Raw genomic sequence first — 23,263 nt, forward strand, 5'->3', positions numbered from 1 at the left:
GCCTTGGCCGTCGAGATCCATCCGACCGCGCTGGTCGCCAAGGGCGCGGAACTGGCCGACGGGGTCACCGTCGGGCCATTCTCCATCATCGGCGAGCATGTGCGGATCGGAGCCCGAACCCAGGTCCTGTCGCATGTGGTGATCGAGAACCACACGACGATCGGCGAGGACTGCTCGGTGCGGAACTTCGCCAACCTGGGCGGGCCGCCGCACCATACCGGCTACAAGGGCGAACCCACTCAGCTCGTGATCGGCGACCGCAACAAGCTGTGGGAGCACGTGACGATGCATATCGGCACGGCGGACGGCGGCGGGGTCACCCGCGTAGGCGACGACGGCATGTTCATGGCCACCAGCCACGTGGGCCACGACTGCACCGTGGGCGACAACGTGATCCTGGCCCACTCCGCCACCCTGGGCGGGCACGTCCACGTCGGCGACTTCGTGATGGTGAGCGGCCTGGCGGCGGTGCACCAGTATTGCCGGGTCGGCCGATACTCGTTCATCGGCGGCCTGGCGGCGGTGACCAAGGATGTGATCCCCTACGGCCTGGTGTGGGGCAACCACGCCCACCTCGAGGGCCTGAATCTCGTGGGCCTTAAGCGGCGCAACTTCGGCCGCGAGACGATCGGCGAGTTGCGGTCGGCCTATCGGCTGCTGTTCGCCGAAGAGGGCACGTTCCAGGAGCGGATCGAGGACACCAGCGCCACCTTCGGCCACAGCGCGCCGGTGATGGAGATCATCGACTTCATCCGCGCGGACGCCAGCCGACCGCTCTGCCTGCCCGAGCGGGACGTCTAGTGAACAAGCTGGGGCTGATCGCCGGCGGCGGCAGCCTGCCGGTGGAGATCGCTCAGCACTGCGAGCGGTCGGGTCGGCCGCTGTTCGTGATCCGGCTGAAGGGCTTCGCCGGCACAGACCTGTCGCCCTACGCCGGCGCCGAGGTGGGCCTGGCTGAGATCGGCAAGTGCATGAAGGCGCTGAAGCGCGCCGGCTGCCGCTCGATCTGCCTGGCCGGGAACGTGGCGCGGCCGGACTTCTCCAGCCTGGTCCCCGACCTGCGCGGGCTCATGCTGCTGCCGAAGGTGGTGGCGGGCGCGCGGAAGGGGGACGACGCCCTCCTGCGGGTGCTGGTCGGCGAGTTCGAACGGGAAGGCTTCCAGGTCGAAGGCGCTCACGACGTGATGGAAGACCTGACGTTGGCGGCCGGTCCGCTGGGCGCCCACCGGCCCTCCGACGAGGATCTGGCCGATGCGCGGCGCGCCCTGCACGTCGCCCGGGCCATCGGCGCGCTGGACGTCGGCCAGGCGGCGGTCGTCTCGCACGGGCTGGTGCTGGCGGTGGAGGCCCAGGAAGGCACCGACGCGCTTCTGACGCGCGTCGCCGAGTTGCCGGCGCATCTGAAAGGCCGACCGGGCGCGGGGCAGGGGGTGCTGGCCAAGGCGCCCAAGCCGATCCAGGAAACGCGTGTCGACCTGCCCACCATCGGCCTGGCCACGGTCCAGGGCGTCGCGCGCGCCGGCCTGGCGGGGATCGTGGGCGAGGCTGGGCGGCTCCTGGTGCTGGACCGCGAGGCGACGATCGCACTGGCGGACGAATTGGGCGTGTTCATCCTGGGCGTGGAGCCGGAGGCGCCGTGACCGGGCGGCCGCTCACCGTGATGCTGGTGGCGGCCGAGGCCTCGGGCGACGACCGGGGCGCCGCGCTGGCGCGGGCCCTGAAGCGCAGGCTGGGGCAGGGCGTGCGTCTCGTGGGCGTCGGCGGCGCCCGCATGCGGGCCGAAGGCGTCGAAAGCCCGTTCGACATCGCCGAGCTGTCGATCTTTGGCCTGCTGGAGGGCCTCCTGGCCTATCCCAAGGTCGTCCGGCGCGCCGACGAGACGGCGGCGCTGGCGGCGCGGGAAGCTCCGGACGTCGCGGTGCTCATCGACTCCTGGGGCTTCACGCTGCGCGTGGCCCAGCGGCTGCGCCGGCAGGCGCCGAGGCTGCCGATCGTGAAGTACGTGGCGCCCCAGGTCTGGGCCTCGCGCCCCGGGCGGGCCAGGACCGCGGCGCAGTGGTTCGACCTGCTGCTAACGATCCATGGCTTCGATGCGCCGGCCTTCGAGCGGGAAGGGCTTAAGACGGTCCTGGTGGGCGACGCCACGCTGGCCATGGACTTCGGCGGCGCGGACCCGGCGCGGCTCAGGGCCGCCATCGGCGCGGGGCCTGACGATCCCATCCTGCTGGTCCTGCCCGGCAGCCGCCCGTCCGAGATCGAGCGCGTCCTGCCGCCGTTCGAGGAGGCCGTGCACCGGCTCAAGGCCGAGCGTCCGGGCCTGCACGTCGTCGTCCCGGCCGCGCCGACGGTGGCTGACCTGGTGAAGGCTCGTGTCGCCGGCTGGCCGCATCGGGCGCACGTCGTGGAGGGCGAGTCGGCCAAGCGCGACGCCATGAAGGCCGCGACGGTGGCCTTGGCCTGCTCCGGCACGGTGACCACGGAACTGGCGATGGCTGGATGCCCCATGGTGGTGGGCTACCGCCTGGCTCCGGTGACCTATGCGATCCTGAAGCGGCTGATCCGCACGAAGTACGTGACCCTGTTCAACATCGCCGCCCAGGACTTCGTCGCCCCCGAGCTGATCCAGGACGCGTGCAACGGCGAGGCGCTGGCGCGCGAGGTCGTCCTGCGCCTCGACGACAAGGCTCTGCGCGAGCGCCAGGCCGCGCGCCAATCCGAGGCTCTGCTCAAGATGGGCCGCGGCGGTCCGGACCCGAGCGAGGCCGCCGCCGACGCGATCCTGGGCCTGGTCGCGCGCTAGGCCGGCGTCAGCGAGGCCGCGGCGCTTTCGAAGGGCAGGAGGTGCTTGCGGGCCGTGGCGGCGGGCGTGGCGCGGAACGTCTCCAGCTCGACGATCCTGGGCCGCTGGAATGCGACGCCCAGGGCCTCGCAAGCCGGTATGATGCGCTCGGCGATGTAGCGCTCCAGCGCGGCGCGATCTTCCCAGATGTCGACGGTGACGAAGCCGGGACCCTCGCGACCGTAAGCATGCGCGAGGGCGCCCTGAGGCGCGGCGTCCAGGGGGACGTGGGCGCGGAACTGATTGTAGAGCTGTGACGAGACGTCGGGACGCTCGTAGATGGCCATGACCGTCATGGCAGGCCTCCTTGGATGGCCGGGCCGGCATGGCGCGGCTCGACCATCCTTAGGAGTCGTGCGCGAAAGCGCAACTGTCGCGAGAACGAGGTTCTCGGCTTAGCGCTTGTCGACCGCCGTGTAGCTGCGGAGCGGAGCGCCCGTGTAGATCTGGCGCGGACGGCCGATCTTCTGCGACGGATCCTCGATCATCTCCTTCCACTGCGCGATCCAGCCCACGGTGCGGGCCAGGGCGAACAGCACCGTGAACATCTCGGGCGGGAAGCCCAGGGCGCGCAGGGTGATGCCGGAATAGAAGTCGACGTTCGGATAGAGCTTGCGCTCGATGAAGAAGGGATCGTTGAGCGCGATCTTCTCGAGCTCCATCGCCACCTTCAGCAGCGGATCGTCGCCGTGGCCCACTTCGGCCAGGACCTCGTGGCAGGTCTTCTGCATGACCTTCGCGCGCGGGTCGTAGTTCTTGTAGACCCGGTGACCGAAGCCCATCAGCAGGCGCTCGCGGTTCTTCACCCCCTGGACGAACTCGGGGATGCGGTCCACCGAGCCGATTTCAGCCAGCATGTTCAGCGCTTCTTCGTTCGCGCCGCCGTGCTTGGGGCCCCAGAGCGAAGCGATGCCGGCCGCGATACAGGCGAACGGGTTGGCGCCCGACGAGCCGGCCAGGCGGACGGTGGACGTGGACGCGTTCTGCTCGTGGTCGGCGTGCAGGATGAAGATGCGGTCCATGGCCTTGGTCAGGACCGGATTCGGCTTCCAGTCCTCCGCCGGAACCGAGAAGCACATGCGCAGGAAGTTCTCGGCGTAGGAGAGATCGTTGCGCGGATAGACGAACGGCTGGCCGCGCGAGTACTTGAACGCCCGCGCTGCGATCGTCGGCATCTTGGCGATCATCCGGTGGGCGGAGATCATCCGCTGCTCGGGATCATCCACGTTGGTGCTGTCATGATAGAAGGCCGACAGCGCGCCGACCGCGCCCACCATGATCGCCATCGGGTGAGCATCCCGGCGGAAGCCCTGGAAAAAGCGATCGAACTGCTCGTGCAGCATCGTGTGGTAGGTAATGTTCTTATCGAACTCGGCGAACTCGGCCGCCTTCGGCAGTTCGCCGTGCAGCAGCAGGTAGCAGACCTCGAGGAAGCTCGACTGCTCGGCCAGTTCGTCGATGGGATAGCCGCGGTGCAGCAGCACGCCCTTGTCGCCGTCGATGAACGTGATCTTGCTCTCGCAGGACGCTGTCGAGGTGAAGCCCGGGTCGTACGTGAAGACGTCGGCTTCCGCGTAGAGCTTGCGGATGTCGATGACGGCCGGGCCGTCGGTGCCGCGTTGCACCGGGAGGCTCACCGACTTGCCGTCGATTTCGAACTTCGCCGTATCGGCCATGGAACCCCCTTCGCGGCTGCGAGATGAAACAAGTGTTGGGCGCTTATACCCCTTTACGTGCCGAGCGAAAGCGCATCGTCGATCCGGCCCAGGCTCTCGTCGCGGCCCAGGGCGGTCATCGCTCCGGCGAGGTCCGGCGCCGAGGCTCCGCCCGAGAGGACGGACCGTAGCTGGGGCCCGAACTTGCCGAGGCCGACGCCCTCGGCCTCGGCGAAGGCGCGCAGCGCGTCCTCCAGGGGCGGCACGTTCCAGTCCGTCACGTTCGCAAGCGCAGCGCGCAGGCGGACGAAGCGGCCGCGCATCTCGTCTTCGGCCAACTGGGCGCGGGTCTTTTCCGGCAGCTCCAGCGGGCGGATCTTGAGGGCGAACAGGACCGCGTCGGCGAGTTCCAGCGTGGTCTTCGCACCGTCGCGGACGAAGGGGATGGTGCGCGCGATGAGGATCTCGTCGCCCTGGCGCAGCTTCACGTCCCGGCTCCTGAGAATCTTCGCCACCAGACCCGCGAGGCGGACAGGATCGGCCTGGCGGATGTAGTGGTTGTTGATGTGGTTCAGCTTGGCCCAATCGAGCCGGGCCGGGGCGCTGACCACGTCGATCACGTCGAACCAGGCGATGGCCTGTTCGTCGGAGAAGATCTCGTCGTCCCCATGGCCCCAGCCCAGCTTGGCCAGGTAGTTGCGCATGGTCTCGGGCAGGTAGCCCATGTCGTCGAACTCGCTGACCGCCTGGGCGCCGTGGCGCTTGGACAGCTTCGCCCCGTCCGGGCCGTGGATCAGCGGCAGGTGCGCCCAGATCGGGACCTCCCAATCCATGGCCCGATAGATGATCGTCTGGCGGGCTGCGTTGTTGAGGTGGTCGTCGCCGCGGATCACGTGAGTGATGCCCATGTCGTGGTCGTCGACCACCACGGCCAGGTTGTAGGTCGGGTTGCCGTCGGAGCGGAGCAGGATCAGGTCGTCCAGGCTGGCGTTCTGGAACTTCACGTCGCCCTTCACGGCGTCGGCCACGATGGTCTCGCCTTCGAGGGGGCTCTTCAGGCGCACGGCATAGGGGCGGTCCGGCCAGGTTGCGGGATCGGCGTCGCGCCAGGGCGAGCGGACCACGCGGCCCTCGGCGCGCGCGGCCTCGCGCTCGGCGTCCAGCTCCTCGGCGGTCATGTAGTCGCGGTAGGCCTGGCCGCGCTCCAGCATCTCGGCCACCGCCTCGCGGTGCCGGTCGGCCCGGGCGAACTGGAACACCGGCGGCTCGTCCGCCTCCAGGCCCAGCCATCGCAGGCCCTCGAAGATGACCTCGACATTGGCCTCGGTGGAACGCTCGCGGTCGGTGTCCTCGATCCGGACCAGGAACTGGCCGCCGCGGTGGCGCGCGTAGAGCCAGTTGAACAGGGCGGTGCGCGCCGTGCCGATGTGCATCATGCCGGTCGGCGAGGGGGCGATGCGGGTGCGGACAGGTCGGCTGGTCATGGGCTCGAGATCGTTCAGATGCGGAGAGACGCCCCCGCGAGGGGGCGCCTCTTAGCACGTCGATCCGAGCGGTGTCAGGCCGTGGCGGCCGCAGCCGCGCGGCGGCGGCGCAGCGAGGCGCCCGCCAGGCCGAAGCCGCCAATCATCAGCGCCCAGGTGCCCGGCTCCGGAACGGCGGCCACCGAGATTGAGCCCAGGCGATAGCCGTCGGCCGAGTCGTTGTTGTTGCCGAACCAGAACTCCTTGTAGCGGTCGGTGTTGAGCGAGACGCTGTAGACCTGATCGTCGCCCGTGCCGCTGAGCCAGGCGCCGCTGACGCCACCGATGCCCATGCTGGTGCCCGGGCCGTCGAAGATGCCGCCGTAGCCCAGGTGCTCCAGCTTACCGTCCATGGTCACGCCGTAGAGCTTCAGGGTGTCGTTGTTGTCGACGCGGTCGAAGGTGGCGGTCACCAGCGACACGCCCTCGGAGACCACGATGCGCAGGAGCTCGTTCGTGCCGTCGGCGTCCACCTGGTTGCACTGGTTGCCGGCTTCGCCGGGCCAGCACACGCCGATGCCGGTCGCCTCGCGGCGGATCTGCTTCGGGGTGAGGGCGGCCAGCACCGTGGCGGCGTCCTGGCCGTCCATCAGGCTCTGGAACGAGGCCGGGCTGGAAGCGAAGCTGTAGCCGGTGGCCGAAACGGTGATGCCCGCCTGGGTCTGGGTGAGCGCCACGCCCGTGGCCAGGGTGCTGTTCGAACCCCCGAAGTTGAAGGTGACGGCGGCCGAGGCCGGCGCGGCCAGGGCGAGCGCGGCGGCGGTCGCCGCGGCGAATGTAGCGAAACGGAACATGATCCTATCCCCACGAAGCCGACATGGCCTCTCCGCGCCGATTGTTGCAATCTGGAGGCCGGTGCGGGGATGAGTGCAGCTTGAGCGCGGGGACTTCCGAGGCGGCGATCGCGGGCGCGACGTCCTGGCGCCCGCCGCGCCTGGGCGGATGGCTGGCCGATCAGGCCGCGGCGCAGGCCGACCGCTGGACCCTGTGGACGCCGGTGGCGTTCGGGGCGGGCTGCGCGCTCTACTTCGGCCTGCCGCGGGAGCCGCAGGTGTGGGTCGCCTGGTTGTTGCTGGCGGTCGCGGCCGGGCTTCTCGTCGCCACGCGATGGAGCGTCTGGCGCATCACGACCCTCGCGCTCGTGCTGAGCGCCTGCGCGGCCGGCGGCTTTGCGGTCGCGAAGCTGCGGGCCGAGGCGGTGAAGGCGCCCGTCGCCCAGTCCGGAGCCCGGCCGCAGGCGATCGAGGCCTGGGTGGTGGACATCGCCGCGCCCGGCGAGAGCGGCCAGCGGCTGCTGCTGGCGCCGATGCGGGTCGGCGACTGGCCGCCGGAGGCGACGCCCATCCGCGCCCGGGTCACCCTTCGCCCGGGCATGGCGCTGCCGGCGCCGGGCGAGGCCGTGCGGTTGCTGGCGATCGTCAATCCGCCGCCGCCGCCTGCCAGCCCTGGCTCCTACGACTTCGCCCGCGACGCCTATTTCGAGAGCGTGGGGGCCGTGGGCCTTGCGCTCCGCGAACCCGCGACGGTCGCGCCAGCTACGACGGCGCCCTGGCGTCTGCGCGTGGCCATGGCGGTGAACGCCACCCGCTGGGCGCTCACCCTGAGGATCGTCGAGGCGCTGGGGCCGGAAACGGGCGGGCTGGCGGCCGCCATGACGACCGGCCACGAGGCCTTCATCCCGCGCGAGCAGGTCGACAACCTGCGGGCGGCGGGCCTGGCGCACATCATCTCCATCAGCGGCCTGCACATGGCCATCGTGGGCGGCTTCGCCTTCGCCTTCGCGCGGCTGGCGGTGGCCGCCTGGCCCTGGCTGGCGCTGCGCGTGCCGGGCAAGAAGCTGGCGGCGCTGTTCGGCCTGGCCGCGGTGGGTGGCTATCTCGTCCTGTCCGGCGCGCCGCCGCCGGCCGAGCGGGCCGCGATCACCGCGTCGGTGGCGTTCGCCGCGATCCTCGTGGACCGGCAGGCGATCAGCCTGCACGCCTTGGCCCTAGCCGCCATGGGGGTGCTGCTGCTGCAGCCCGAGGCGGTGACCGAGCCGGGCTTCCAGATGTCCTTCGCGGCCACCGCGGCCCTCGTCGCCCTGGCCGAGATCTGGCCCCGGCCGGTGAAGGAGATCGACGTCCCCTGGCCGATCCGCGCGGTCCAGGGCGCGGCTGCCTGGACCCTGGCCAGCATCGCGGTCAGTTTCGTCGCCGGCCTCGCCACCGGGCCGTTCGCGATCCAGCACTTCAACCGTGTCTCGCCCTGGGGCCTGTTCGCCAACCTCGCGGTGGCGCCGATCTCGTCCTTCCTGATGATGCCGGGCCTGGCGCTGGGGGCCGCGCTGACGCCCCTGGGCCTGGGGCAGGCGCCGCTGGAGGTGGCGGGGTGGTCGATCGGTCTGATGAACCAGGTGGCGGCCTGGGCGGCCGCGGCGCCCCACGCGCAGATGGTGATCGCCAGCGCGCCGGACTGGGTGCTGCCGGCGAGTTTCCTGGGCCTGTTGTTCACCTGCCTCTGGAGTGGCCCGCTGCGATGGGCCGGCCTGCCGTTGGCGCTGGCGATCCTGTGGGCCCCCAGGCCGCCGCCACCGGACGTGTGGATCTCGGCCGACGGCGCCGCCGTGGCGGTCCGCGAGGCGCGCGAGGCGGTGCTGCTGCGGCCCGACGTGAAGCTGTTCGGCGCCGAGCTGTGGGCCCGCCGGCGGGGGCTGACGCCGCTGATCGACCAGGCCGAGCGCGACGCCCGCTTCGACTGCGACCACTGGAGCTGTGCGCCCAGGCCGGGTGCGTCCGTCTCGCTGGCCGCGGCCTGGAATCTCAAGCGGCCGCTGAAGCCGGGTCGCCTGGAAGGCCTCTGCGCGGGGGCGGACGTTGTGGTTCTGCGGAACGCCTTCCGTCCGGAGAGCTGCGCCGCGCCCCTTGTGCTCACCGGCGAGGACTTCGCCCGCGGCGGATCGGCGGAACTCTACCGGGAGGCTGGCGGCTGGCGCATCGCCTGGGCGCAGGACCTACGCGGGCGCCGCCCCTGGACCTGGGGCTACGACCCCCGATGATGTTCGCAAAGCCGCTTCGGGAGCGGGTCCGTGCGGGCGAGATCACCACCAGCGTGCGCATCTGGTTGACGCCGCGTGTGAAGGTTGGCGGTCGTTACCCGTTGCTGGACGGGCACATCGAGGTAACCCGCCTGCAGGAAATCGACCTGGAGGATGTGACCGAGGCGATGGCGCGGGAAGGGGGCTTCGCGACGCGGGCGAGCCTGATGGAAACCGCCCGCCACGGGCGTGGCGAGCGGGTGTTCCTCGTGGACTTCGTGTTCGTGCCGGACTGATCCGGCCCTAGTGATACCGGCGGATCAGGCCGACCAGCTTGCCTTGGACCGCCACGCGGTCGGGTCCGAAGATGCGGGTCTCGTACGCCGGGTTGGCGGCTTCGAGCGCGATGGACGCGCCCTTCTTGCGCAGGCGCTTCAGGGTGGCTTCCTCGCCATCGACCAGGGCCACGACGATATCGCCCGACACCGCGCTGTCGGTGCGGCGGATGACCACGAAGTCGCCGTCGAGGATGCCGGCGTTGATCATGGAATCGCCCGCGATCTCGAGGACGAAGTGTTCGCCCGCGCCGAGGATGGTCTCGGGCACGGGGATCCGGTCGCGCTCTTGCTGGATCGCCTCGATGGGCGTGCCGGCGGCGATCCGGCCGAGGATCGGCAGGTCCCGGGTGTCGTTGGCGGCGGCTGGAACCGCCGCGCCGGCCTCCACGAACTGCGGCTTGAACGGCGCGCGCCCCTTGGGCGGGGCGGCGGCGGTCGCCTGCTGCGGCAGCTTGATCACCTCCAGCGCCCGGGCCCGGTGCGCCAGACGGCGCAGGAACCCGCGTTCCTCGAGCGCCGTGATCAGCCGGTGGATGCCGGACTTCGAGGCCAGATCCAGCGCCTCCTTCATCTCGTCGAAGGAGGGGGAGACGCCGGTTTCCTTGATCCGCTCGTGGATGAACATGAGCAGTTCATGTTGCTTGCGCGTGAGCATTGCGGGTCCTCGAAGAACAAATCACAAACGTCTTCGAATGTTCTCTAGGTGTTCCGTATTAATGTCAAGTTACAGGCTGGGCGCGCCGAAACGCCAGCAATTCCAAGGTCATAAGGGGGCGGCCCCGCGTCGGGTCGCGACTCGCCGAGTCGCGCGGCGCAGCTAGCCGTCCAGGAGGGTACGCGTGGCGGCGGCCACGTCGGCCTGCCGCATCAGGCTCTCGCCCACCAACATGGCCTTGGCCCCCACCCGCTCCAGCCGGGCGGCGTCGGCCGCGGTGAAGATGCCGCTCTCGGTCACCAGAAGGGCGTCCGGCGGCGCGGCGGCGGCCAGGCGCTCGGTGATGGCGAGGTCGACGGTGAAGGTGCGCAGGTCGCGGTTGTTGACCCCGACGAGGTCGGCGCCCAGCCGGCCCGCCCGCGCCATTTCGGCCTCGTCGTGCACTTCCACCAGGGCGTCCATGCCCAGGCGGCGGGCTTCGGACATCAGGTCGGCGGCGAGGACGTCGTCCACCATGGCGAGGATCACCAGGATCGCGTCCGCGCCCAGGGCGCGGCTTTCGGCCACCTGCCAGGGGTCGACCAGGAAGTCCTTGCGGATGCAGGGCAGGGCGACGGCGTCGCGGGCGGCGACAAGGAAGTCGTCGGCGCCCTGGAAGCTGGGCTCGTCCGTCAATACAGAGAGGCACGCCGCGCCGCCGCTCTCGTAGGCGCGGGCCAGGGCCGGCGGGTCGAAGTCGGGTCGGATCAGGCCCTTGGACGGCGAGGCCTTCTTGATCTCGGCGATCAGCGCCAGGCGCCCAGGACCGTGCGCCCGCTCCAGCGCGGCGCGGAAGCCCCGGGGCGAGGACGCGCCGGCGGGGTCCACGACGGGCCGGGCGGCCTTTCGCGCAGCCACGTCCTCACGCTTGTAGGCGGCGATCTTTTCCAGGATGTCGCTCATGCGCCGGCGATCTCGACCAGCTTGTCGAGCGCGGCCTGGGCGCGGCCATCGTCGATGACCCGACCCGCCAACTCCACCCCCTCGCGCAGGGTCTCGACCTTGTCGCCCACCAGGAAGGCGGCGGCGGCGTTCAGCAGAACGATATCGCGGTAGGCGCCCTGTTCGCCCTGGAGCAGGCGGCGCATGGCTTCGGCGTTTTGGGCCGGCGTGCCGCCCGTGAGGTCGGCGAGGGCGGCCCGCTTCAGCCCCACGGCCTCGGGGGTGACGGTGAAGAGGCGGACCTGACCCTCGCGGAACTCGGCCACGCTGGTCTCGCCCGTGGTGGACATCTCGTCCATTCCGCCGCCATGGACCACCCAGGCCCGCTCCGAGCCCAGGGCGCCCAGCACCTGCGCCAGCGGGGCCACCCAGCGCTCGGCGAAGACGCCGACGACCTGGCGCCTGGCGCCCGCCGGATTGGTCAGGGGCCCCAGGAGGTTGAAGATGGTCCGGAAGCCCAGTTCCTGGCGGATCGGGGAGACGTGGCGCATCGCCCCGTGGTGGGCCGGGGCGTAGAGGAAGCAGATGCCGGCCTCGTCCAGGGCGCGCAGCTGGCGCTCCGGGCCGGCGTCGATGGCCACGCCCAGCTCGGACAGCACATCGGCGCCGCCGGACTTGGACGAGAGCGCCCGGTTGCCATGCTTGGCCACCTTCAGCCCGCCGCCGGCGGCCACGAAGCCCACGGCGGTCGAGATGTTGAACGTGTGCAGCCCGTCGCCGCCGGTGCCGCAGACGTCGATCGTGGGGTAGGGCGGGTCGAGGTGGATCGCGGCGCGGCGCATGGCCCGGGCGCAGGCGGTGATCTCGCCCAGCGTCTCGCCGCGCATCCGCATGGCGGTCAGCGCCGCCCCGACCTGAGCCGGGGTCGGCTCGCCCCGCAGGCAGGCGGCGAAGAACTCGCCCGCATCGTCCTCGGAGAGCGTGCCGCCGTCGGCGAGGCGCGAGAGCAGCGGCTTGAAGGCGTCGGACATGGAAGCGGGCTCAGATCTCGGCCAGGCGCTTGACGCCCGCGAGGTCGAGGAAGTTGCCCAGCAACTGGTGGCCGCACTCGGTGGCGATGGATTCCGGGTGGAACTGCACGCCGTGGATCGGCCGGGTCCTGTGCTGCACGCCCATGATCTCGCCGTCCTCGGTGCGGGCGGTGACCTCCAGAACCTGCGGCAGATGGTCCGTTTCGACGGAAAGGCTGTGATAGCGGGTCGCCGTGAAAGGGTTTTTCAACCCCGCGAAGACACCCGTGTTCGTGTGATGGATGAGACTGGTTTTCCCATGCATGAGGGCGCGGGCGCGGATGACTTCGCCGCCAAACGCCTGGCCGATCGCCTGATGGCCGAGGCAGACGCCGAGGATTGGCAGGGATTCCGGCGCATGGCCGATGAGAGCGAGGCAGATGCCGGCTTCATTTGGCGTACACGGCCCGGGCGACAGCAGGACGGCTTCCGGCCTCAGCCCCAGCGCCTCGTCGACGGTGATCGCATCATTGCGATGGACAACCGTCTCCGCCCCCAGCTCGTTCAGATAGTGGACGAGGTTGTAGGTGAAGCTGTCGTAGTTATCGATCACCAGGATCATGACGGTTCCATAGGCTTTGCCGCAACGCGCGCCAAGCGGGATGCTGGGGGCATGTCGCGGACCGATTCGGCTCTGGATGCTTCGCAGGTGGCCCGTGCGCGGGCGCTTCTCAAGCCGCCTGTGCGCCACGACCCGATGTGGCCCGCGCTGGTGGCGGCCACGGCGCTCGCCGTGACGTCCGTGGTGTTCGCCACCGTGATGGTGCTGGCCCCGCCGCTGCAGACCCAGCATGTGGTGGAAAGCGCCCCGGGCTGATCCGAGGCGGTCTTGGTCCTGACGAAGGCGGGGCGATTGGGCGGCATTCTCTGAGCTCTGGCTTGGCGTCCCCGTGGGGACGGGCGAGGGGATCAGATGAATCGCCAGCTTTCGACGGCGGCGTCGCGTAGCGCGCGGGCCTTGTGCAGGGTCTCGTCGTATTCGGCGTCGGGGTCTGAGTCGGCCACCACGCCGCCGCCGGCCTGGACGTACATGACGCCGTCCTTGAACAGCGCCGTGCGTAGCACGATGCAGGTGTCGACCGAGCCGTCCGAGCCGAAATAGCCGGCGGCCCCGGCATAGCCGATGCCGCGCTTTTCGATCTCGAGTTCGTCGATGATCTCCATGGCCCGCACCTTGGGGGCGCCGGAAAGCGTGCCGGCCGGCAGGGCGGCCATGACCACGTCGACCGGATCCAAGCCATCGGGGGCGTCGCCCTCGACATTGGAAACCAGGTGCATGACGCGGGCGTACCGCTCGACGAAGAAGCTGTCCGTGACCCGGACGCGGGGCGTTCGGGACGGCTTGGCCGGTTCGTTGGCGCCCGCCTGCTTGAGCATGGCGACCCGGCCCACGTCGTTGCGGCCGAGGTCCAGCAGCATCAGATGCTCGGCGCGCTCCTTGGGGTCGTTGACCAGCTCTTCCTCGAGGCGGCGGTCCTCCTCGGGCGTGGCGCCGCGCGGCCGGGTGCCGGCGATCGGGCGGATGGTGATCTTGCCGTCGCGCAGCCGGACCAGGATCTCGGGGCTGGAGCCGGCCATGTGGAAGTCGCCGAAGTCCAGGAAGAACAGGAACGGCGACGGGTTGCTGCGGCGGAGCGACCGGTAGAGCGAGAAGGGATCCTGCTCGAACGGCGCCCGGAACCGGTGGCTGGGCACCACCTGGAAGATGTCGCCCGCCCGGATGTACGCTTTCGCCTTCTCGACGATGGCCCGGTAGTCCTCGCGGCCGACGGGCGTGGTGAACCGGTCCGGCTGGGGCTGGGCGGCATGGGTCAGCGGCGGCGCGGGCTTGCGCAGGTCGCGGGCCACGGCCTGGAGGCGGGCCTGGGCCGCGGCGTAGGCGTCCTGCGCCGAGACGCCGTCCGGACGCACCGGGGTCACCAGCAGGATCTCCTGGGCGATGGCGTCGAAGATCGCGACGATGGAGGGCCGCGCCAGCACGCCGTCCGGCAGGCCCAAGGGGTCCGGATTGACGTTGGGCAGGTCCTCGACGAGCCGGACGGTGTCGTAGCCCAGGGCGCCGAACACGCCCGCGGCCATCGGCGGAAGGCCGGGCGGCAGTTCGATCCGGGACTTGGCCAGCAGGTCGCGCAGGCTGTCCAGCGCGCCGCCGGCCTGCGGCGTGAACCGCTTGGCCGCGATGTCGGCGCCGGTGGCGATCTCGGCTTCGTCGCCGTGGCAGCGCCAGACGAGGTCGGGGTTCAGGGTGATGATCGAGTAGCGCGCGCGGAAGGCGCCGCCCTCCACCGACTCGAAGAGGAAGGCGTACGGCTTCCCGTGGCCGATCTTCAGGAAGGCGGAGACGGGGGTCTCCAGGTCGTCGACCAGACGCGTCCAGACGACCTGGGGGGCGCCGCCGTCGTAGGTCGATCGAAAGGCCTCGAACGGCGGCTCGGACGTCACTTCTTCTTCTCCGCAGCGCCCTTGTCGGCGACCGGTTCGAAGCCGACGGCGTTGCGCGCGCGCGCCGCGTCGACCTTGGTCTTCAGCTTGGTCCGGGAATAGGCCTGGGCGGCTTCACCCATCTCGCGGAACAACACCTGGGTGAGCGCGCCGCGGTTCTCCTCCGCCAGGCGGGCGGCGGTCGGGCCGGCGTCGGTGCGGACCGCCTCGACGCGACCGACGACGATGCCGTTCGGCGCCCGGGCGACCCAGACATCGCCCTGCTTGGAGGCGAAGGCGCGGCCCAGGACCTCGCCGCCGAGGGCCTGTTGCTGGTTGGCGGTCTGGCGGGTCAGGCCGGGCAGGCGCGACACCGTCATGCCCGAGGCGGCGTCCAGGGACTCCCCCTTGGCGACCCGGGCGCGGATGGCTTCGGCCTTGGCCTCCAGCGCCTTCACGACCTCGCGCTGCATGTAGGCGCGGGTCACCATCGGGCGGATCTCGGCCAGGGGCGGCACGTGGGCCGGAAGGATCCGCTCGACGCGGACGGCGAAATAGGCGCCGTCGCCCAGCTCGGTGACCTCGCTCTCGCCGCCGGCGGGCAGGGCGAAGGCGGTCTCCAGGATCTTCGGCGGGAAGCCCTGTAGCTGGGCGCCCTGTTCGTTGACGCCCTGGGCGGTGATCGGCCCGACCGTCGTGGCGGCGACGCCGGCCTTCTGGGCGGCGTCGGCCAGGCTCGCGCCGCCCTGGTGGGCGTCGTCATAGGCCTGGGTCTGGGCGTAGACCTTCTCGGTGACCAGGTCCTTGCGGATCTCGGCCTCCAGCATCGGGCGCGCCTCCTCGAGGCTGACCTCGCGGCCCGGGACCACGCTGACCACCTTGACGACCGCCGTCCCGAGATCGCCCTGCACGGTGGCGACCTCGCCCGCCTGCATCTTGAACGCCGCCTGACCCACCTTGCGGTCGGAGATGGCGCTGAGGGGACGATCGGCGAACGTCACGGCGTCGACGCCGACCGACTTGGCGACCGCCTCGGGCGCCTGGCCGGCCCGGAGCGCGGCCGCGACCTTCTGCGCCGTGGCGGCGTCCTTGGCCGGAATCTGCACGACGGTCCGCACCTCGGGCTTGGACAGCGTGTCCTTGCGGAATTCATAGCGCTTCTGCAGCTCGGCGGGATCGATGGGCGCATTCGCCGCCCCAGCCCCCTGCGGCGTGAACGGGACGACCGTCAGGATCCGCATCTCCGGCAGGGTGAGCTGGGCCTTGTTCTCGTTGATGAAGGCCTGCAGCTGGGCGTCGGTGGGCGCGGCCGGCTGCGGCACGGCGTTCACGCCCAGCGTCACATAGGCCAGGTCGCGGGATTCCAGGGCGAACACCGAGGCCAGGGCGCCATAGGCGCGCGGCACGGTCAGGCCGTTCTGCACGGCCACGGCCCAGTGCTGGCTGGCCATCTCGTCGCGGAGCACGGCGTCGAAGCGCTCCGGCGTCATGCCGTTCTCGCCCAGGCGCTGCTGGAACGTCTTCTTGTCGAAGCGGCCCGTGATGGGGTCGAAGAAGGCCGGGATCTTCTGGATCTGCTCCAGGATCAGCTTGTCGCCCGGCCTGATCCCGACGCGGGACAGCATCTCGGAAAAGGCCTCACGGGTGGCGACGCCGTTCAGGACCACGGCGTCCAGGTTGCCGGCCTGCGCCTGTTCGGTCGTGATCGGCTGGCCCTGCTGCTGCTCCAGGCGCTTTTTGTAGTTGTCGTACTCGCTGCGGAACTCGAGCGAAGTGACCGTCCGGGACCCGACCTTGATGACCTGATCGCCGCCGACCAGGGAAGTGCCGCCCTGGTTCACGCCCCAGCCGATGAAGCTGATCGCCAGGACCGCCATCAGGATCTTGGCGGGCCATGACTTGGCGAAGTTGCGTACCGCAGCGAGCATTCGGGTCCTTTCCCGGGAAGGGCGTGGGCGCCGGTATAGTGGAGGGGCGTTCTGTCCGGCAAGCGCGTGACAGTCCGGGCGGCATGGCTTAACCGCCGGGGCCTTCACTTCAACCGGAGGACCGATGACCGCCCCGCAGCCCCTGATCGCCGGAAACTGGAAGATGAATGGCCTGGGAGCCTCGGTCGAGGAGGCGAAGGCCGTCGCCGCGGGGATCGGCGAGAGCAAGGCCCGGGTTGCGATCTGTCCGCCGGCCATCCTGATCCACCGCCTGGCGCAGGCCCTGGCGGGCACGGCGGTGCTGGTCGGCGGCCAGGACCACCACTGGGACGACGCGGGCGCGTTCACCGGCGACGTCTCGGCCGAGATGCTGGCCGACGCCGGCGCTGCGCTGGCGATCCTGGGTCACTCCGAGCGGCGGGCCGGCTATCGTGAGACCGACGCCGACGTGAGCGCGAAGGTCGGCGCGGCCCTGCGCGCGGGCCTGGAGCCGATCGTCTGCGTCGGAGAGACGCTGGAGCAGCGCAAGGCGGGCGAAGCGCTGGCGGTCGTGACCGGGCAGGTGAGGGGCTCGCTGCCCGCGGAACTCGCCGGCAGGCCGTTCTCGGTGGCCTATGAGCCGGTCTGGGCCATCGGCACCGGCCTGACGCCGACGACGCCCGAGATCGAGGAGGTCCACAGGGCCATCCGCGCCACGCTGGTCGAGATGTTCGGCGAGGCCGGAAGGTCGTCCCCGATCCTCTACGGCGGGTCGGTGAAGCCGTCGAACGCCGCCGAGATCCTGCACGCGGACGAGGTCGGCGGCGCGCTGGTCGGCGGCGCATCCCTGAAGGCCGAGGACTTCCTGGCGATCATCCGGGCGCTTTAGGCGCTGGGGCCCTTCAACTCGACCACATTGCCTTCCGGGTCGCGGACGTACAGCGAGAAGCCGTCGCCGTCGGCCCCGTAGCGGGGGCCTTCCTCCACGACCTCGACGCCATGCGCTGCGAGGTGGGCGCGGATCGCGGGTTCGTCGAAGGGGCGGACCTGCAGGGCGAAGTGGTCGAGGTTGCGGCCGGTCTGCCCCGGCCCGTCGCCGCCCTTGCGGCCCAGCGGTCCGTCGAGTGTGACCAGGTCGATCATCTGCGGGCCGGCGCGCACATGGGTCAGGCCCAGCTCGGGCCGGTCGCGGTCGAGCGAAAGGCCCAGGACGTCGATATAGAAGCCCAGCATGCGGTCCTTGTCGCGGACGCGGAGCACGATGTGGTCGAAGCCGGTGACGGCGATCGGGTTGCTCATGGGCCTGAGATAGTCGCGGCCCGGCTAGAGAAGAAGCCCGAAGACGCGGCAGTCGCGCCGCTCGCCATCCTTGAGGATGTGGCCGCGGAGCAGGCCTTCCTCGCTGAACCCCAGCTTCTCGAGCAGGGACTCGGAGCGCCGGTTGCCGAGATGGGTCCGCGCGGAGAGCTTGCGCAGGCCGCTCGTGGCGGCGAAGGCCACGACGGTCCGCATGGCCTCCAGGGCGTATCCCTGGCCCCAGGCCTCGCGGCCGAGCATGAAGCCGACCTCGGCGCGCCGGTTCCGGCGGTCGATCTCGGAAAGGTCGCAGGATCCCAGGAAGTCGCGGGTGTCGAGGGTGCGCATGGCCCAATAGACCGCGCGGCCGCCCTTCATCCCTTCGACCTGGCCATTGACGATCTCGGCGACGATGTCCGGATCGTCAATCTCGGGCACGTCCCAGTAGGCCATCACCTCCGGGTCGCCCATGATGGGGTAAAGGTGGGCGGCGTCGCCGGCCGTGAGGGGTTCCAGCCGCAGCCGCTCGGTCTCCAGGATCGGAAGGCGCTTCAGGTCCAGAATCATCGATCAGCCCCCGCACCCTTTGTTGGCCGGGTGCGACGCACTAGCTATGGCTTTGGGACGGGCGCGGTGATAGAGCGCGCGCTTCATTTCGGCCGGGTGTGGCCCGTGCGCACCGGAAAGATGCAACCATGCTGCTGAACCTCCTGCTGGTGATCGAAGTCATCGTCGCCTTCTTCCTCGTCGTCGTGGTGCTGCTGCAGCGCTCCGAAGGCGGCGGGCTGGTGAGCGGCGGCACGAACTCGCTGGTGTCGGTGCGCGGCGCGGGCGACCTGCTGACGCGGATCACCTGGATCCTGGGCAGCGTGTTCTTCATCCTGGGCCTGTTGCTGACCATCGTGGCCGGCCGCGAGCGCGGCGCGGCGTCGGTCGTCGACCGGATGAAGGTCAACGCCGTCAACCCCGCCGACCTGAACCGCGAGCCGCCCCAGCCGCCCGCCGGCACGGCCCAGCCCGGTCCCGCCGGCTCGGCCCCGGCGCCGCTGCAGGCGCCTACGCCCACGATCAACAACCCCTTCGGCACGCCGGCTGCGACGCCTGCGGCTCCGGCGCCCGCGCCGGCCCAAAAGTAGTCGTGGATAGACGCGAAACCCGCGGGGAACTGTGACCGAATCAGAGCTACGCTGAACGCCCATGGCCCGGTACATCTTCATCACCGGCGGCGTGGTCTCCTCCCTGGGTAAAGGTCTCGCGTCCGCCGCGCTCGGCGCCCTTTTGCAGGCGCGGGGCTACAAGGTCCGCCTTCGCAAGCTCGACCCGTATCTCAATGTGGATCCGGGCACGATGAGCCCGACCCAGCACGGCGAGGTGTTCGTCACCGACGACGGCGCCGAGACCGACCTGGACCTTGGACACTACGAGCGCTTCACGGGCGTCAACGCGACGCGGGCCGACAACATCACCACCGGCCAGATCTACAAGAAGATCATCGAGAAGGAGCGGCGGGGGGATTACCTCGGCGCCACCGTCCAGGTGATCCCGCACGTCACCGGCGAGATCAAAGACTTCGTCCTCAGCGACCCGGGCGAAGGCGTCGACTTCGTGCTGGTGGAGGTGGGCGGCACCGTCGGCGACATCGAGGGCCTGCCGTTCTTCGAAGCCATCCGCCAGCTGGGCCAGGAGCTGCCCCGCGGCCACGCCTGCTTCATCCACCTGACCTTGCTGCCGTACATCAAGACGGCCGGCGAGATGAAGACCAAGCCGACCCAGCACTCGGTCAAAGAGCTGCGGTCGATCGGCATCCAGCCCGACATCCTGCTGTGCCGCTGCGAGATGCCGATCCCGGAGAGCGAGCGGAAGAAGCTGGGCCTGTTCTGCAACGTGCGCCCCAGCGCCGTGATCCAGGCGATGGACTCCGAGAACATCTACGCCGTGCCGCTGGACTACCATCGGCAGGGGCTGGACGCCGAGGTGCTCGACGTCTTCGGCCTGGCCGAGACGGCGCCCAAGCCGGACCTGTCGCGCTGGGAGGACATCTCCCATCGGCTGAGCCATCCCGACGGCGAGGTGAACATCGCCATCGTCGGCAAGTACACGGCGCTGACGGACGCCTACAAATCCCTGATCGAGGCGCTGGTGCACGGCGGCGTCGCCAACAACGTGCGGGTCCGGTTCGACTGGATCGAGGGCGAGGTCTTCGAAAAGGAAGAGGCGCTGATCAGCGAGCGCCTGAACAGCGTGCACGGCGTGCTGGTGCCCGGCGCCTTCGGCGAGCGCGGATCGGAGGGCATGATCCGCTCGGTGCAGTTCGCCCGCGAACACCAGGTGCCGTACTTCGGCATCTGCTTCGGCATGCAGATGGCGATGATCGAGGCGGCCCGGAACCTGGCCGGCATCCATCAGGCCTCGTCCACCGAGTTCGGTCCGACGTCGGAGCCGATCGTCGGGCTGATGACCGAATGGGTGCGGGGCAACGAGAAGGAGTTCCGCGCGGCGGGCGGCGAGCTGGGCGGCACCATGCGCTGCGGCGCCTACGAGGCGGTCCTGACCCCGGGAAGCCGCGTGGCGGAGATCTATGGCGCGGCCAACATCTCCGAGCGGCACCGGCACCGCTATGAGGTGAACATCGCCTACCGCGAGGCCATCGAGAAGACCGGGCTGAAGTTCACGGGCCTATCGCCAGACGGCGTCCTGCCCGAGCTGTGCGAACGCCAGGACCACCCGTGGTTCGTGGGCGTGCAGTTCCATCCGGAACTGAAGAGCCGCCCGTTCGACCCGCACCCGCTGTTCGCCAGCTTCATCGGCGCGGCGAAGGAGCGGAGCCGGCTGGTCTGAGGCCGAGCCGATTCGCTGGATTTAGGGCCGGGTAGGGGCCAGCAGCTCGCCGCCGGGCGTGAATCCGGCTCGCGAGCGCTGCAAGACGCGATTTTCTGCGACATCCTGGCCGCTGGCGGCCCGCTCACGTCGGAACCTGGCTCAGGCGGCTTGATCGCACACGGGGTTTCATGCATAAGCCCCCGCTCACGTGGCGGCCCCAGTCGGCCGCCGCAGTCTTTTCACGCCCGCGAGATTTCCGATGGCTGTTCCTAAACGCAAAACTTCGCCCTCGCGGCGGAACATGCGCCGTTCGCACCACGCGCTCGGCCCCAATTCCTTCCACGAAGACAAGGAAACGGGCGAGCTGAAGCGTCCGCACCATGTCGACCTGAAGACCGGCATGTACAAGGGCCGCCAGGTTCTGACGCCGAAGGAAGACTAAGCCTCTTCTTTCCGCATCAGCGTGCGAGATCGAGACGCCGGCCGAAAGGCCGGCGTTTTGCGTTCCGCGACGGCTCACTTTTGTCATGACGCGGTCACGCCGGTCCGGAATAAGGTCGCCCGCCACGGGGACCGCATGAAAATATCACGACGCCATCTGATCTCGGCCGCCGCAACCGGCGCCGCCTTCGCGGGCCTGTCCCGTTTCGCGGTCGCCCAGGACCAATCCACCGGCGACGGCTATGTGAACGAGGTCCTTGGCTACGGCCCGCTCAAGGCCGACCCGGCGGGTGTCTTCGATCTCCCGGAGGGCTTCTCCTACCAGGCGTTCTCGAAGGCGGGCGACGCCATGAGCGACGGTCTGGTGACGCCGCACAAGGCGGACGGCATGGGCTGTTTCCCGCTGGACCGCGAGCGTGTGATCCTGGTTCGCAATCACGAGCTGAAGCCGAGCGACCTGGCCTACGGCGCCTTCGGCAAGGATCATGCCCTGGCCGACAAGATCGACCGGAGCCGGGCGTACGACCGGAACCAGGACGCCAAGCCGTTGTGCGGCGGGACCACCACCCTGGTCTACGACCTGAAGAAGAGGCGCCTGGAGAGCAGCCATCTCAGCCTCACGGGCACGGCGGTGAACTGCGCCGGAGGCGTTACGCCCTGGGGATCGTGGCTCACGTGCGAGGAGACCGTGGTGAACCCCGGCCCGAACGCCGGCGGCCAGACCCTGCAGAAGTCGCACGGCTGGGTGTTCGAGGTCCCAAGCCGGGCGAAGGGCCTGGTGCAGGCCACGCCGCTTACGGGGCTGGGCCGCTTCAAGCATGAGGCGACCGCCATCGATCCGCGGACGGGCGTAGTCTACCTCACCGAGGACGAGGGCGACGGGCGCGGCCTTTTCTACCGTTTCCTGCCCAACGACCGCCTCGCCCTGGCGAAGGGCGGCCGGCTCCAGGCCCTGGCGTTCAAGGACGGCGGCGACAGCCGCAACTGGAACGGCGCCGAGTGGACCGTGGGCCAGTGGCGCGACGCCGTCTGGATCGACCTCGACGGCGTGGACAACCCGAACGACGACCTGCGCCACCGGGGCCATGCCAAGGGCGCGGCCTGGTTCGCGCGCGGGGAGGGCATCTTCTTCGGCGACGGCGAGCTCTACTTCACCTGCACCAGCGGCGGCCCCAAGCGCCTGGGCCAGGTGCTGCGCTATCGGCCGAGCCGGTTCGAGGGCGACCCGCGTGAGACGGACGAGCCCGGCCGCGTGCAGCTCTTCGTGGAGCCGACCGACCCGAAGGTCATGAACATGTGCGACAACCTCGCCATCGCCCCGAACGGGCACCTGATGGTGTGCGAGGACAAGGTCGAGCTGCGCGGCGTGAACTACCTCAAGGGGATCACGCCGCAGGGCAAGGTCTATGCGATGGGCCGCCTCGTGCGGGGACCGTCGGACGGGGCGTTGCCGACGACGGAGCTGGCTGGCGTCTGCTTCTCGCCCGACGGCTCGACCCTCTTCGTCAACGCCTACTGGCCCGGCATGACCCTCGCGATCACCGGGCCTTGGGAGCGACTGAGGGGCTGACCGCTACTGGTTCCGTCCCCGCGCCTGGACGGCCGCCCGGCGCGCCGCGACCATCTCCGGTGTGACCTCGCGGTTGTGGACCACCGAGCGTTCGTGCTCGAGCTCCAGGCCCTGGCCCATCGTGAGGGCGTAGCCGTCGTCGATCATGGCCTTGTAGGTCACCAGCATGTCGGCCTCGATGTCGGCCATCTGGGCGGCGAGCTGGAGGGCGGCGGGCATGAGTTCGTCGGGCGCCACCACCCGGTTCACCAGCCCCCATTCGTAGGCCTTGGCGGCGTCCAGGAAGTTGCCGGTGAGCGACAGTTCCTTGGCGCGATAGGGCCCGATGCAGCGGCTGAGCTTCTGCGACAGGCCCCAGCCCGGCGTGATGCCCACCCGCGCATGGGTGTCGGCGAACCGGGCGTTGGTCGAACAGATCAGCACGTCGCAGGCCAGCGCCACCTCGAAGCCGCCGGTGATCGCCACGCCGTTGATCGCGCCGATGATCGGCTTCGAGCAGGCCAGCACCGCCCGCGCCGGGTTCTCGGACGGATCGGTGGCGTTGGCCGCACCCATGCCCAGCGGGTCGCTGGACAGCTCCTTCAGGTCCAGGCCCGCGGTGAAGGCGCGCTCGCCGGCGCCGGTCAGGACGATCACCTTCACTTCGGGATCGGCCTCCAGTTCGAGGATCGCCTGCTGCAATGCGGCCCGCAGCGCCTTCGACAGCGCATTCATCGCCTCGGGGCGGTTCAGGGTGACGACGGCGACGCCGTCGAGGGGCTTTTCGACCAGCAGCATGGGGGACTCCTCTTCGC

The 23,263-nt window shown here is 70.1% G+C and carries 24 protein-coding genes; 11 read left to right on the forward strand and 13 right to left on the reverse strand.

From position 1 onward, the window contains the following. The first annotated feature begins 3 nt into the window (after positions 1-3). From lpxA to lpxB, 3 genes are read left to right on the forward strand one after another with little or no spacing between them, the layout of a single operon-like run. Positions 4-801, forward strand: a complete 798-nt coding sequence (lpxA, locus tag AX721_RS07660) for an acyl-ACP--UDP-N-acetylglucosamine O-acyltransferase (RefSeq protein WP_068875423.1) — start codon at positions 4-6, stop codon at positions 799-801. After that, positions 801-1,640 (forward strand): LpxI family protein, encoded by an 840-nt coding sequence (locus tag AX721_RS07665; RefSeq protein ID WP_068875424.1) that lies wholly within the window; start codon positions 801-803, stop codon positions 1,638-1,640. Before lpxA ends, AX721_RS07665 begins: the two co-directional genes overlap by 1 nt. Then, entirely contained in the window at positions 1,637-2,800 is a 1,164-nt protein-coding gene (lpxB, locus tag AX721_RS07670; protein WP_255355323.1) for a lipid-A-disaccharide synthase, read from the forward strand. Before AX721_RS07665 ends, lpxB begins: the two co-directional genes overlap by 4 nt. On the opposite strand, the gene AX721_RS07675 is transcribed toward lpxB, so the two are convergent. The 4 genes from AX721_RS07675 to AX721_RS27840 all read right to left on the reverse strand — a co-directional run bounded on the left by AX721_RS07675 (position 2,797) and on the right by AX721_RS27840 (position 6,811). Then, a complete protein-coding gene (locus tag AX721_RS07675; protein ID WP_068875425.1) occupies positions 2,797-3,135 on the reverse strand; it encodes a hypothetical protein in 339 nt (112 codons plus the stop codon). The genes lpxB and AX721_RS07675 overlap by 4 nt on opposite strands. Positions 3,136-3,234: 99 nt before the next feature. Beyond that, positions 3,235-4,515: a citrate synthase gene (gene gltA, locus AX721_RS07680; RefSeq protein WP_068875426.1), complete on the reverse strand. Its 1,281-nt coding sequence runs from the start codon at positions 4,513-4,515 to the stop codon at positions 3,235-3,237. Between the two features lie 53 nt (positions 4,516-4,568). Continuing rightward, entirely contained in the window at positions 4,569-5,978 is a 1,410-nt protein-coding gene (gltX, locus tag AX721_RS07685) for a glutamate--tRNA ligase (RefSeq protein ID WP_068875427.1), read from the reverse strand. A 74-nt stretch (positions 5,979-6,052) separates the two neighbouring features. Next, positions 6,053-6,811 carry a PEPxxWA-CTERM sorting domain-containing protein gene (locus AX721_RS27840; RefSeq protein WP_068875428.1) on the reverse strand — a complete coding sequence of 253 codons (759 nt, stop codon included), beginning with the start codon at positions 6,809-6,811 and terminating at the stop codon, positions 6,053-6,055. An 80-nt stretch (positions 6,812-6,891) separates the two neighbouring features. On the opposite strand from AX721_RS27840, the gene AX721_RS07695 reads away from it, so the two are divergent. Together AX721_RS07695 and AX721_RS07700 are read left to right on the forward strand one after the other, a co-directional pair. Further along, complete coding sequence (locus tag AX721_RS07695) at positions 6,892-9,051, forward strand: ComEC/Rec2 family competence protein (protein WP_231733326.1); 2,160 nt, start codon at positions 6,892-6,894, stop codon at positions 9,049-9,051. Beyond that, the gene (locus tag AX721_RS07700; RefSeq protein WP_068875429.1) at positions 9,048-9,326 is read left to right on the forward strand and encodes an ASCH domain-containing protein; all 279 of its coding nucleotides are present in this window, start codon (positions 9,048-9,050) and stop codon (positions 9,324-9,326) included. Before AX721_RS07695 ends, AX721_RS07700 begins: the two co-directional genes overlap by 4 nt. A gap of 7 nt (positions 9,327-9,333) precedes the next feature. On the opposite strand, the gene lexA is transcribed toward AX721_RS07700, so the two are convergent. The 4 genes from lexA to AX721_RS07720 form a co-directional block, all read right to left on the reverse strand. Continuing rightward, positions 9,334-10,023, reverse strand: a complete 690-nt coding sequence (gene lexA / locus AX721_RS07705; protein WP_068875430.1) for a transcriptional repressor LexA — start codon at positions 10,021-10,023, stop codon at positions 9,334-9,336. Positions 10,024-10,185: 162 nt separating this feature from the next. Continuing rightward, positions 10,186-10,965, reverse strand: a complete 780-nt coding sequence (gene trpC / locus AX721_RS07710) for an indole-3-glycerol phosphate synthase TrpC (RefSeq protein WP_068875431.1) — start codon at positions 10,963-10,965, stop codon at positions 10,186-10,188. Continuing rightward, positions 10,962-11,975: an anthranilate phosphoribosyltransferase gene (gene trpD, locus AX721_RS07715; protein WP_068875432.1), complete on the reverse strand. Its 1,014-nt coding sequence runs from the start codon at positions 11,973-11,975 to the stop codon at positions 10,962-10,964. The genes trpC and trpD overlap by 4 nt, the downstream gene beginning before the upstream one ends. 10 nt (positions 11,976-11,985) lie before the next feature. Continuing rightward, complete coding sequence (locus AX721_RS07720) at positions 11,986-12,576, reverse strand: aminodeoxychorismate/anthranilate synthase component II (protein WP_068875433.1); 591 nt, start codon at positions 12,574-12,576, stop codon at positions 11,986-11,988. A gap of 51 nt (positions 12,577-12,627) precedes the next feature. Between AX721_RS07720 and AX721_RS07725 the strand changes: the two genes are divergently transcribed. Continuing rightward, positions 12,628-12,831: a hypothetical protein gene (locus tag AX721_RS07725; protein WP_068875434.1), complete on the forward strand. Its 204-nt coding sequence runs from the start codon at positions 12,628-12,630 to the stop codon at positions 12,829-12,831. Positions 12,832-12,923: 92 nt separating this feature from the next. On the opposite strand, the gene trpE is transcribed toward AX721_RS07725, so the two are convergent. Together trpE and AX721_RS07735 are read right to left on the reverse strand one after the other, a co-directional pair. Further along, positions 12,924-14,456 (reverse strand): anthranilate synthase component I, encoded by a 1,533-nt coding sequence (gene trpE / locus AX721_RS07730; protein WP_068875435.1) that lies wholly within the window; start codon positions 14,454-14,456, stop codon positions 12,924-12,926. After that, a complete protein-coding gene (locus tag AX721_RS07735) occupies positions 14,453-16,363 on the reverse strand; it encodes a peptidylprolyl isomerase (RefSeq protein ID WP_068875436.1) in 1,911 nt (636 codons plus the stop codon). Before AX721_RS07735 ends, trpE begins: the two co-directional genes overlap by 4 nt. Before the next feature lie 124 nt (positions 16,364-16,487). Here AX721_RS07735 and tpiA point away from each other — a divergent pair, with 124 nt between their 5' ends. Next, positions 16,488-17,231, forward strand: a complete 744-nt coding sequence (tpiA, locus tag AX721_RS07740; RefSeq protein WP_068875437.1) for a triose-phosphate isomerase — start codon at positions 16,488-16,490, stop codon at positions 17,229-17,231. Here tpiA and AX721_RS07745 read toward each other — a convergent pair. Next, positions 17,228-17,641 carry a VOC family protein gene (locus AX721_RS07745; RefSeq protein WP_068875438.1) on the reverse strand — a complete coding sequence of 138 codons (414 nt, stop codon included), beginning with the start codon at positions 17,639-17,641 and terminating at the stop codon, positions 17,228-17,230. The genes tpiA and AX721_RS07745 overlap by 4 nt on opposite strands. Before the next feature lie 24 nt (positions 17,642-17,665). Continuing rightward, positions 17,666-18,205 (reverse strand): GNAT family N-acetyltransferase, encoded by a 540-nt coding sequence (locus tag AX721_RS07750; RefSeq protein ID WP_068875439.1) that lies wholly within the window; start codon positions 18,203-18,205, stop codon positions 17,666-17,668. Positions 18,206-18,333: 128 nt separating this feature from the next. Between AX721_RS07750 and secG the strand changes: the two genes are divergently transcribed. The 4 genes from secG to AX721_RS07770 all read left to right on the forward strand — a co-directional run bounded on the left by secG (position 18,334) and on the right by AX721_RS07770 (position 22,469). Then, a complete protein-coding gene (gene secG, locus AX721_RS07755; protein WP_068875440.1) occupies positions 18,334-18,774 on the forward strand; it encodes a preprotein translocase subunit SecG in 441 nt (146 codons plus the stop codon). A gap of 61 nt (positions 18,775-18,835) precedes the next feature. Then, the gene (locus tag AX721_RS07760; RefSeq protein WP_068875441.1) at positions 18,836-20,476 is read left to right on the forward strand and encodes a CTP synthase; all 1,641 of its coding nucleotides are present in this window, start codon (positions 18,836-18,838) and stop codon (positions 20,474-20,476) included. A 241-nt stretch (positions 20,477-20,717) separates the two neighbouring features. Continuing rightward, a complete protein-coding gene (gene rpmF / locus AX721_RS07765; RefSeq protein WP_068875442.1) occupies positions 20,718-20,900 on the forward strand; it encodes a 50S ribosomal protein L32 in 183 nt (60 codons plus the stop codon). A gap of 135 nt (positions 20,901-21,035) precedes the next feature. Beyond that, on the forward strand, positions 21,036-22,469 hold the full coding sequence (locus AX721_RS07770; RefSeq protein WP_068875443.1) for an alkaline phosphatase PhoX: 1,434 nt from the start codon (positions 21,036-21,038) through the stop codon (positions 22,467-22,469). A 3-nt stretch (positions 22,470-22,472) separates the two neighbouring features. On the opposite strand, the gene AX721_RS07775 is transcribed toward AX721_RS07770, so the two are convergent. After that, on the reverse strand, positions 22,473-23,246 hold the full coding sequence (locus tag AX721_RS07775) for an enoyl-CoA hydratase (protein ID WP_068875444.1): 774 nt from the start codon (positions 23,244-23,246) through the stop codon (positions 22,473-22,475). Positions 23,247-23,263: the final 17 nt, after the last annotated feature.

This window comes from Phenylobacterium sp. CCH9-H3 (assembly GCF_001557235.1).
Lineage (GTDB): Bacteria > Pseudomonadota > Alphaproteobacteria > Caulobacterales > Caulobacteraceae > Phenylobacterium.

Coding starts and splice junctions, on each gene's coding strand:
- AX721_RS07675 (WP_068875425.1), bottom strand. CDS start 3,135: ATGACGGTCATGGCCATCTACGAGCGTCCCGACGTCTCGTCACAGCTC.
- gltA (WP_068875426.1), bottom strand. CDS start 4,515: ATGGCCGATACGGCGAAGTTCGAAATCGACGGCAAGTCGGTGAGCCTC.
- gltX (WP_068875427.1), bottom strand. CDS start 5,978: ATGACCAGCCGACCTGTCCGCACCCGCATCGCCCCCTCGCCGACCGGC.
- AX721_RS27840 (WP_068875428.1), bottom strand. CDS start 6,811: ATGTTCCGTTTCGCTACATTCGCCGCGGCGACCGCCGCCGCGCTCGCC.
- AX721_RS07700 (WP_068875429.1), top strand. CDS start 9,048: ATGATGTTCGCAAAGCCGCTTCGGGAGCGGGTCCGTGCGGGCGAGATC.
- lexA (WP_068875430.1), bottom strand. CDS start 10,023: ATGCTCACGCGCAAGCAACATGAACTGCTCATGTTCATCCACGAGCGG.
- trpC (WP_068875431.1), bottom strand. CDS start 10,965: ATGAGCGACATCCTGGAAAAGATCGCCGCCTACAAGCGTGAGGACGTG.
- trpD (WP_068875432.1), bottom strand. CDS start 11,975: ATGTCCGACGCCTTCAAGCCGCTGCTCTCGCGCCTCGCCGACGGCGGC.
- AX721_RS07720 (WP_068875433.1), bottom strand. CDS start 12,576: ATGATCCTGGTGATCGATAACTACGACAGCTTCACCTACAACCTCGTC.
- AX721_RS07725 (WP_068875434.1), top strand. CDS start 12,628: ATGTCGCGGACCGATTCGGCTCTGGATGCTTCGCAGGTGGCCCGTGCG.
- AX721_RS07735 (WP_068875436.1), bottom strand. CDS start 16,363: ATGCTCGCTGCGGTACGCAACTTCGCCAAGTCATGGCCCGCCAAGATC.
- tpiA (WP_068875437.1), top strand. CDS start 16,488: ATGACCGCCCCGCAGCCCCTGATCGCCGGAAACTGGAAGATGAATGGC.
- AX721_RS07745 (WP_068875438.1), bottom strand. CDS start 17,641: ATGAGCAACCCGATCGCCGTCACCGGCTTCGACCACATCGTGCTCCGC.
- AX721_RS07750 (WP_068875439.1), bottom strand. CDS start 18,205: ATGATTCTGGACCTGAAGCGCCTTCCGATCCTGGAGACCGAGCGGCTG.
- secG (WP_068875440.1), top strand. CDS start 18,334: ATGCTGCTGAACCTCCTGCTGGTGATCGAAGTCATCGTCGCCTTCTTC.
- AX721_RS07760 (WP_068875441.1), top strand. CDS start 18,836: ATGGCCCGGTACATCTTCATCACCGGCGGCGTGGTCTCCTCCCTGGGT.
- rpmF (WP_068875442.1), top strand. CDS start 20,718: ATGGCTGTTCCTAAACGCAAAACTTCGCCCTCGCGGCGGAACATGCGC.
- AX721_RS07770 (WP_068875443.1), top strand. CDS start 21,036: ATGAAAATATCACGACGCCATCTGATCTCGGCCGCCGCAACCGGCGCC.
- AX721_RS07775 (WP_068875444.1), bottom strand. CDS start 23,246: ATGCTGCTGGTCGAAAAGCCCCTCGACGGCGTCGCCGTCGTCACCCTG.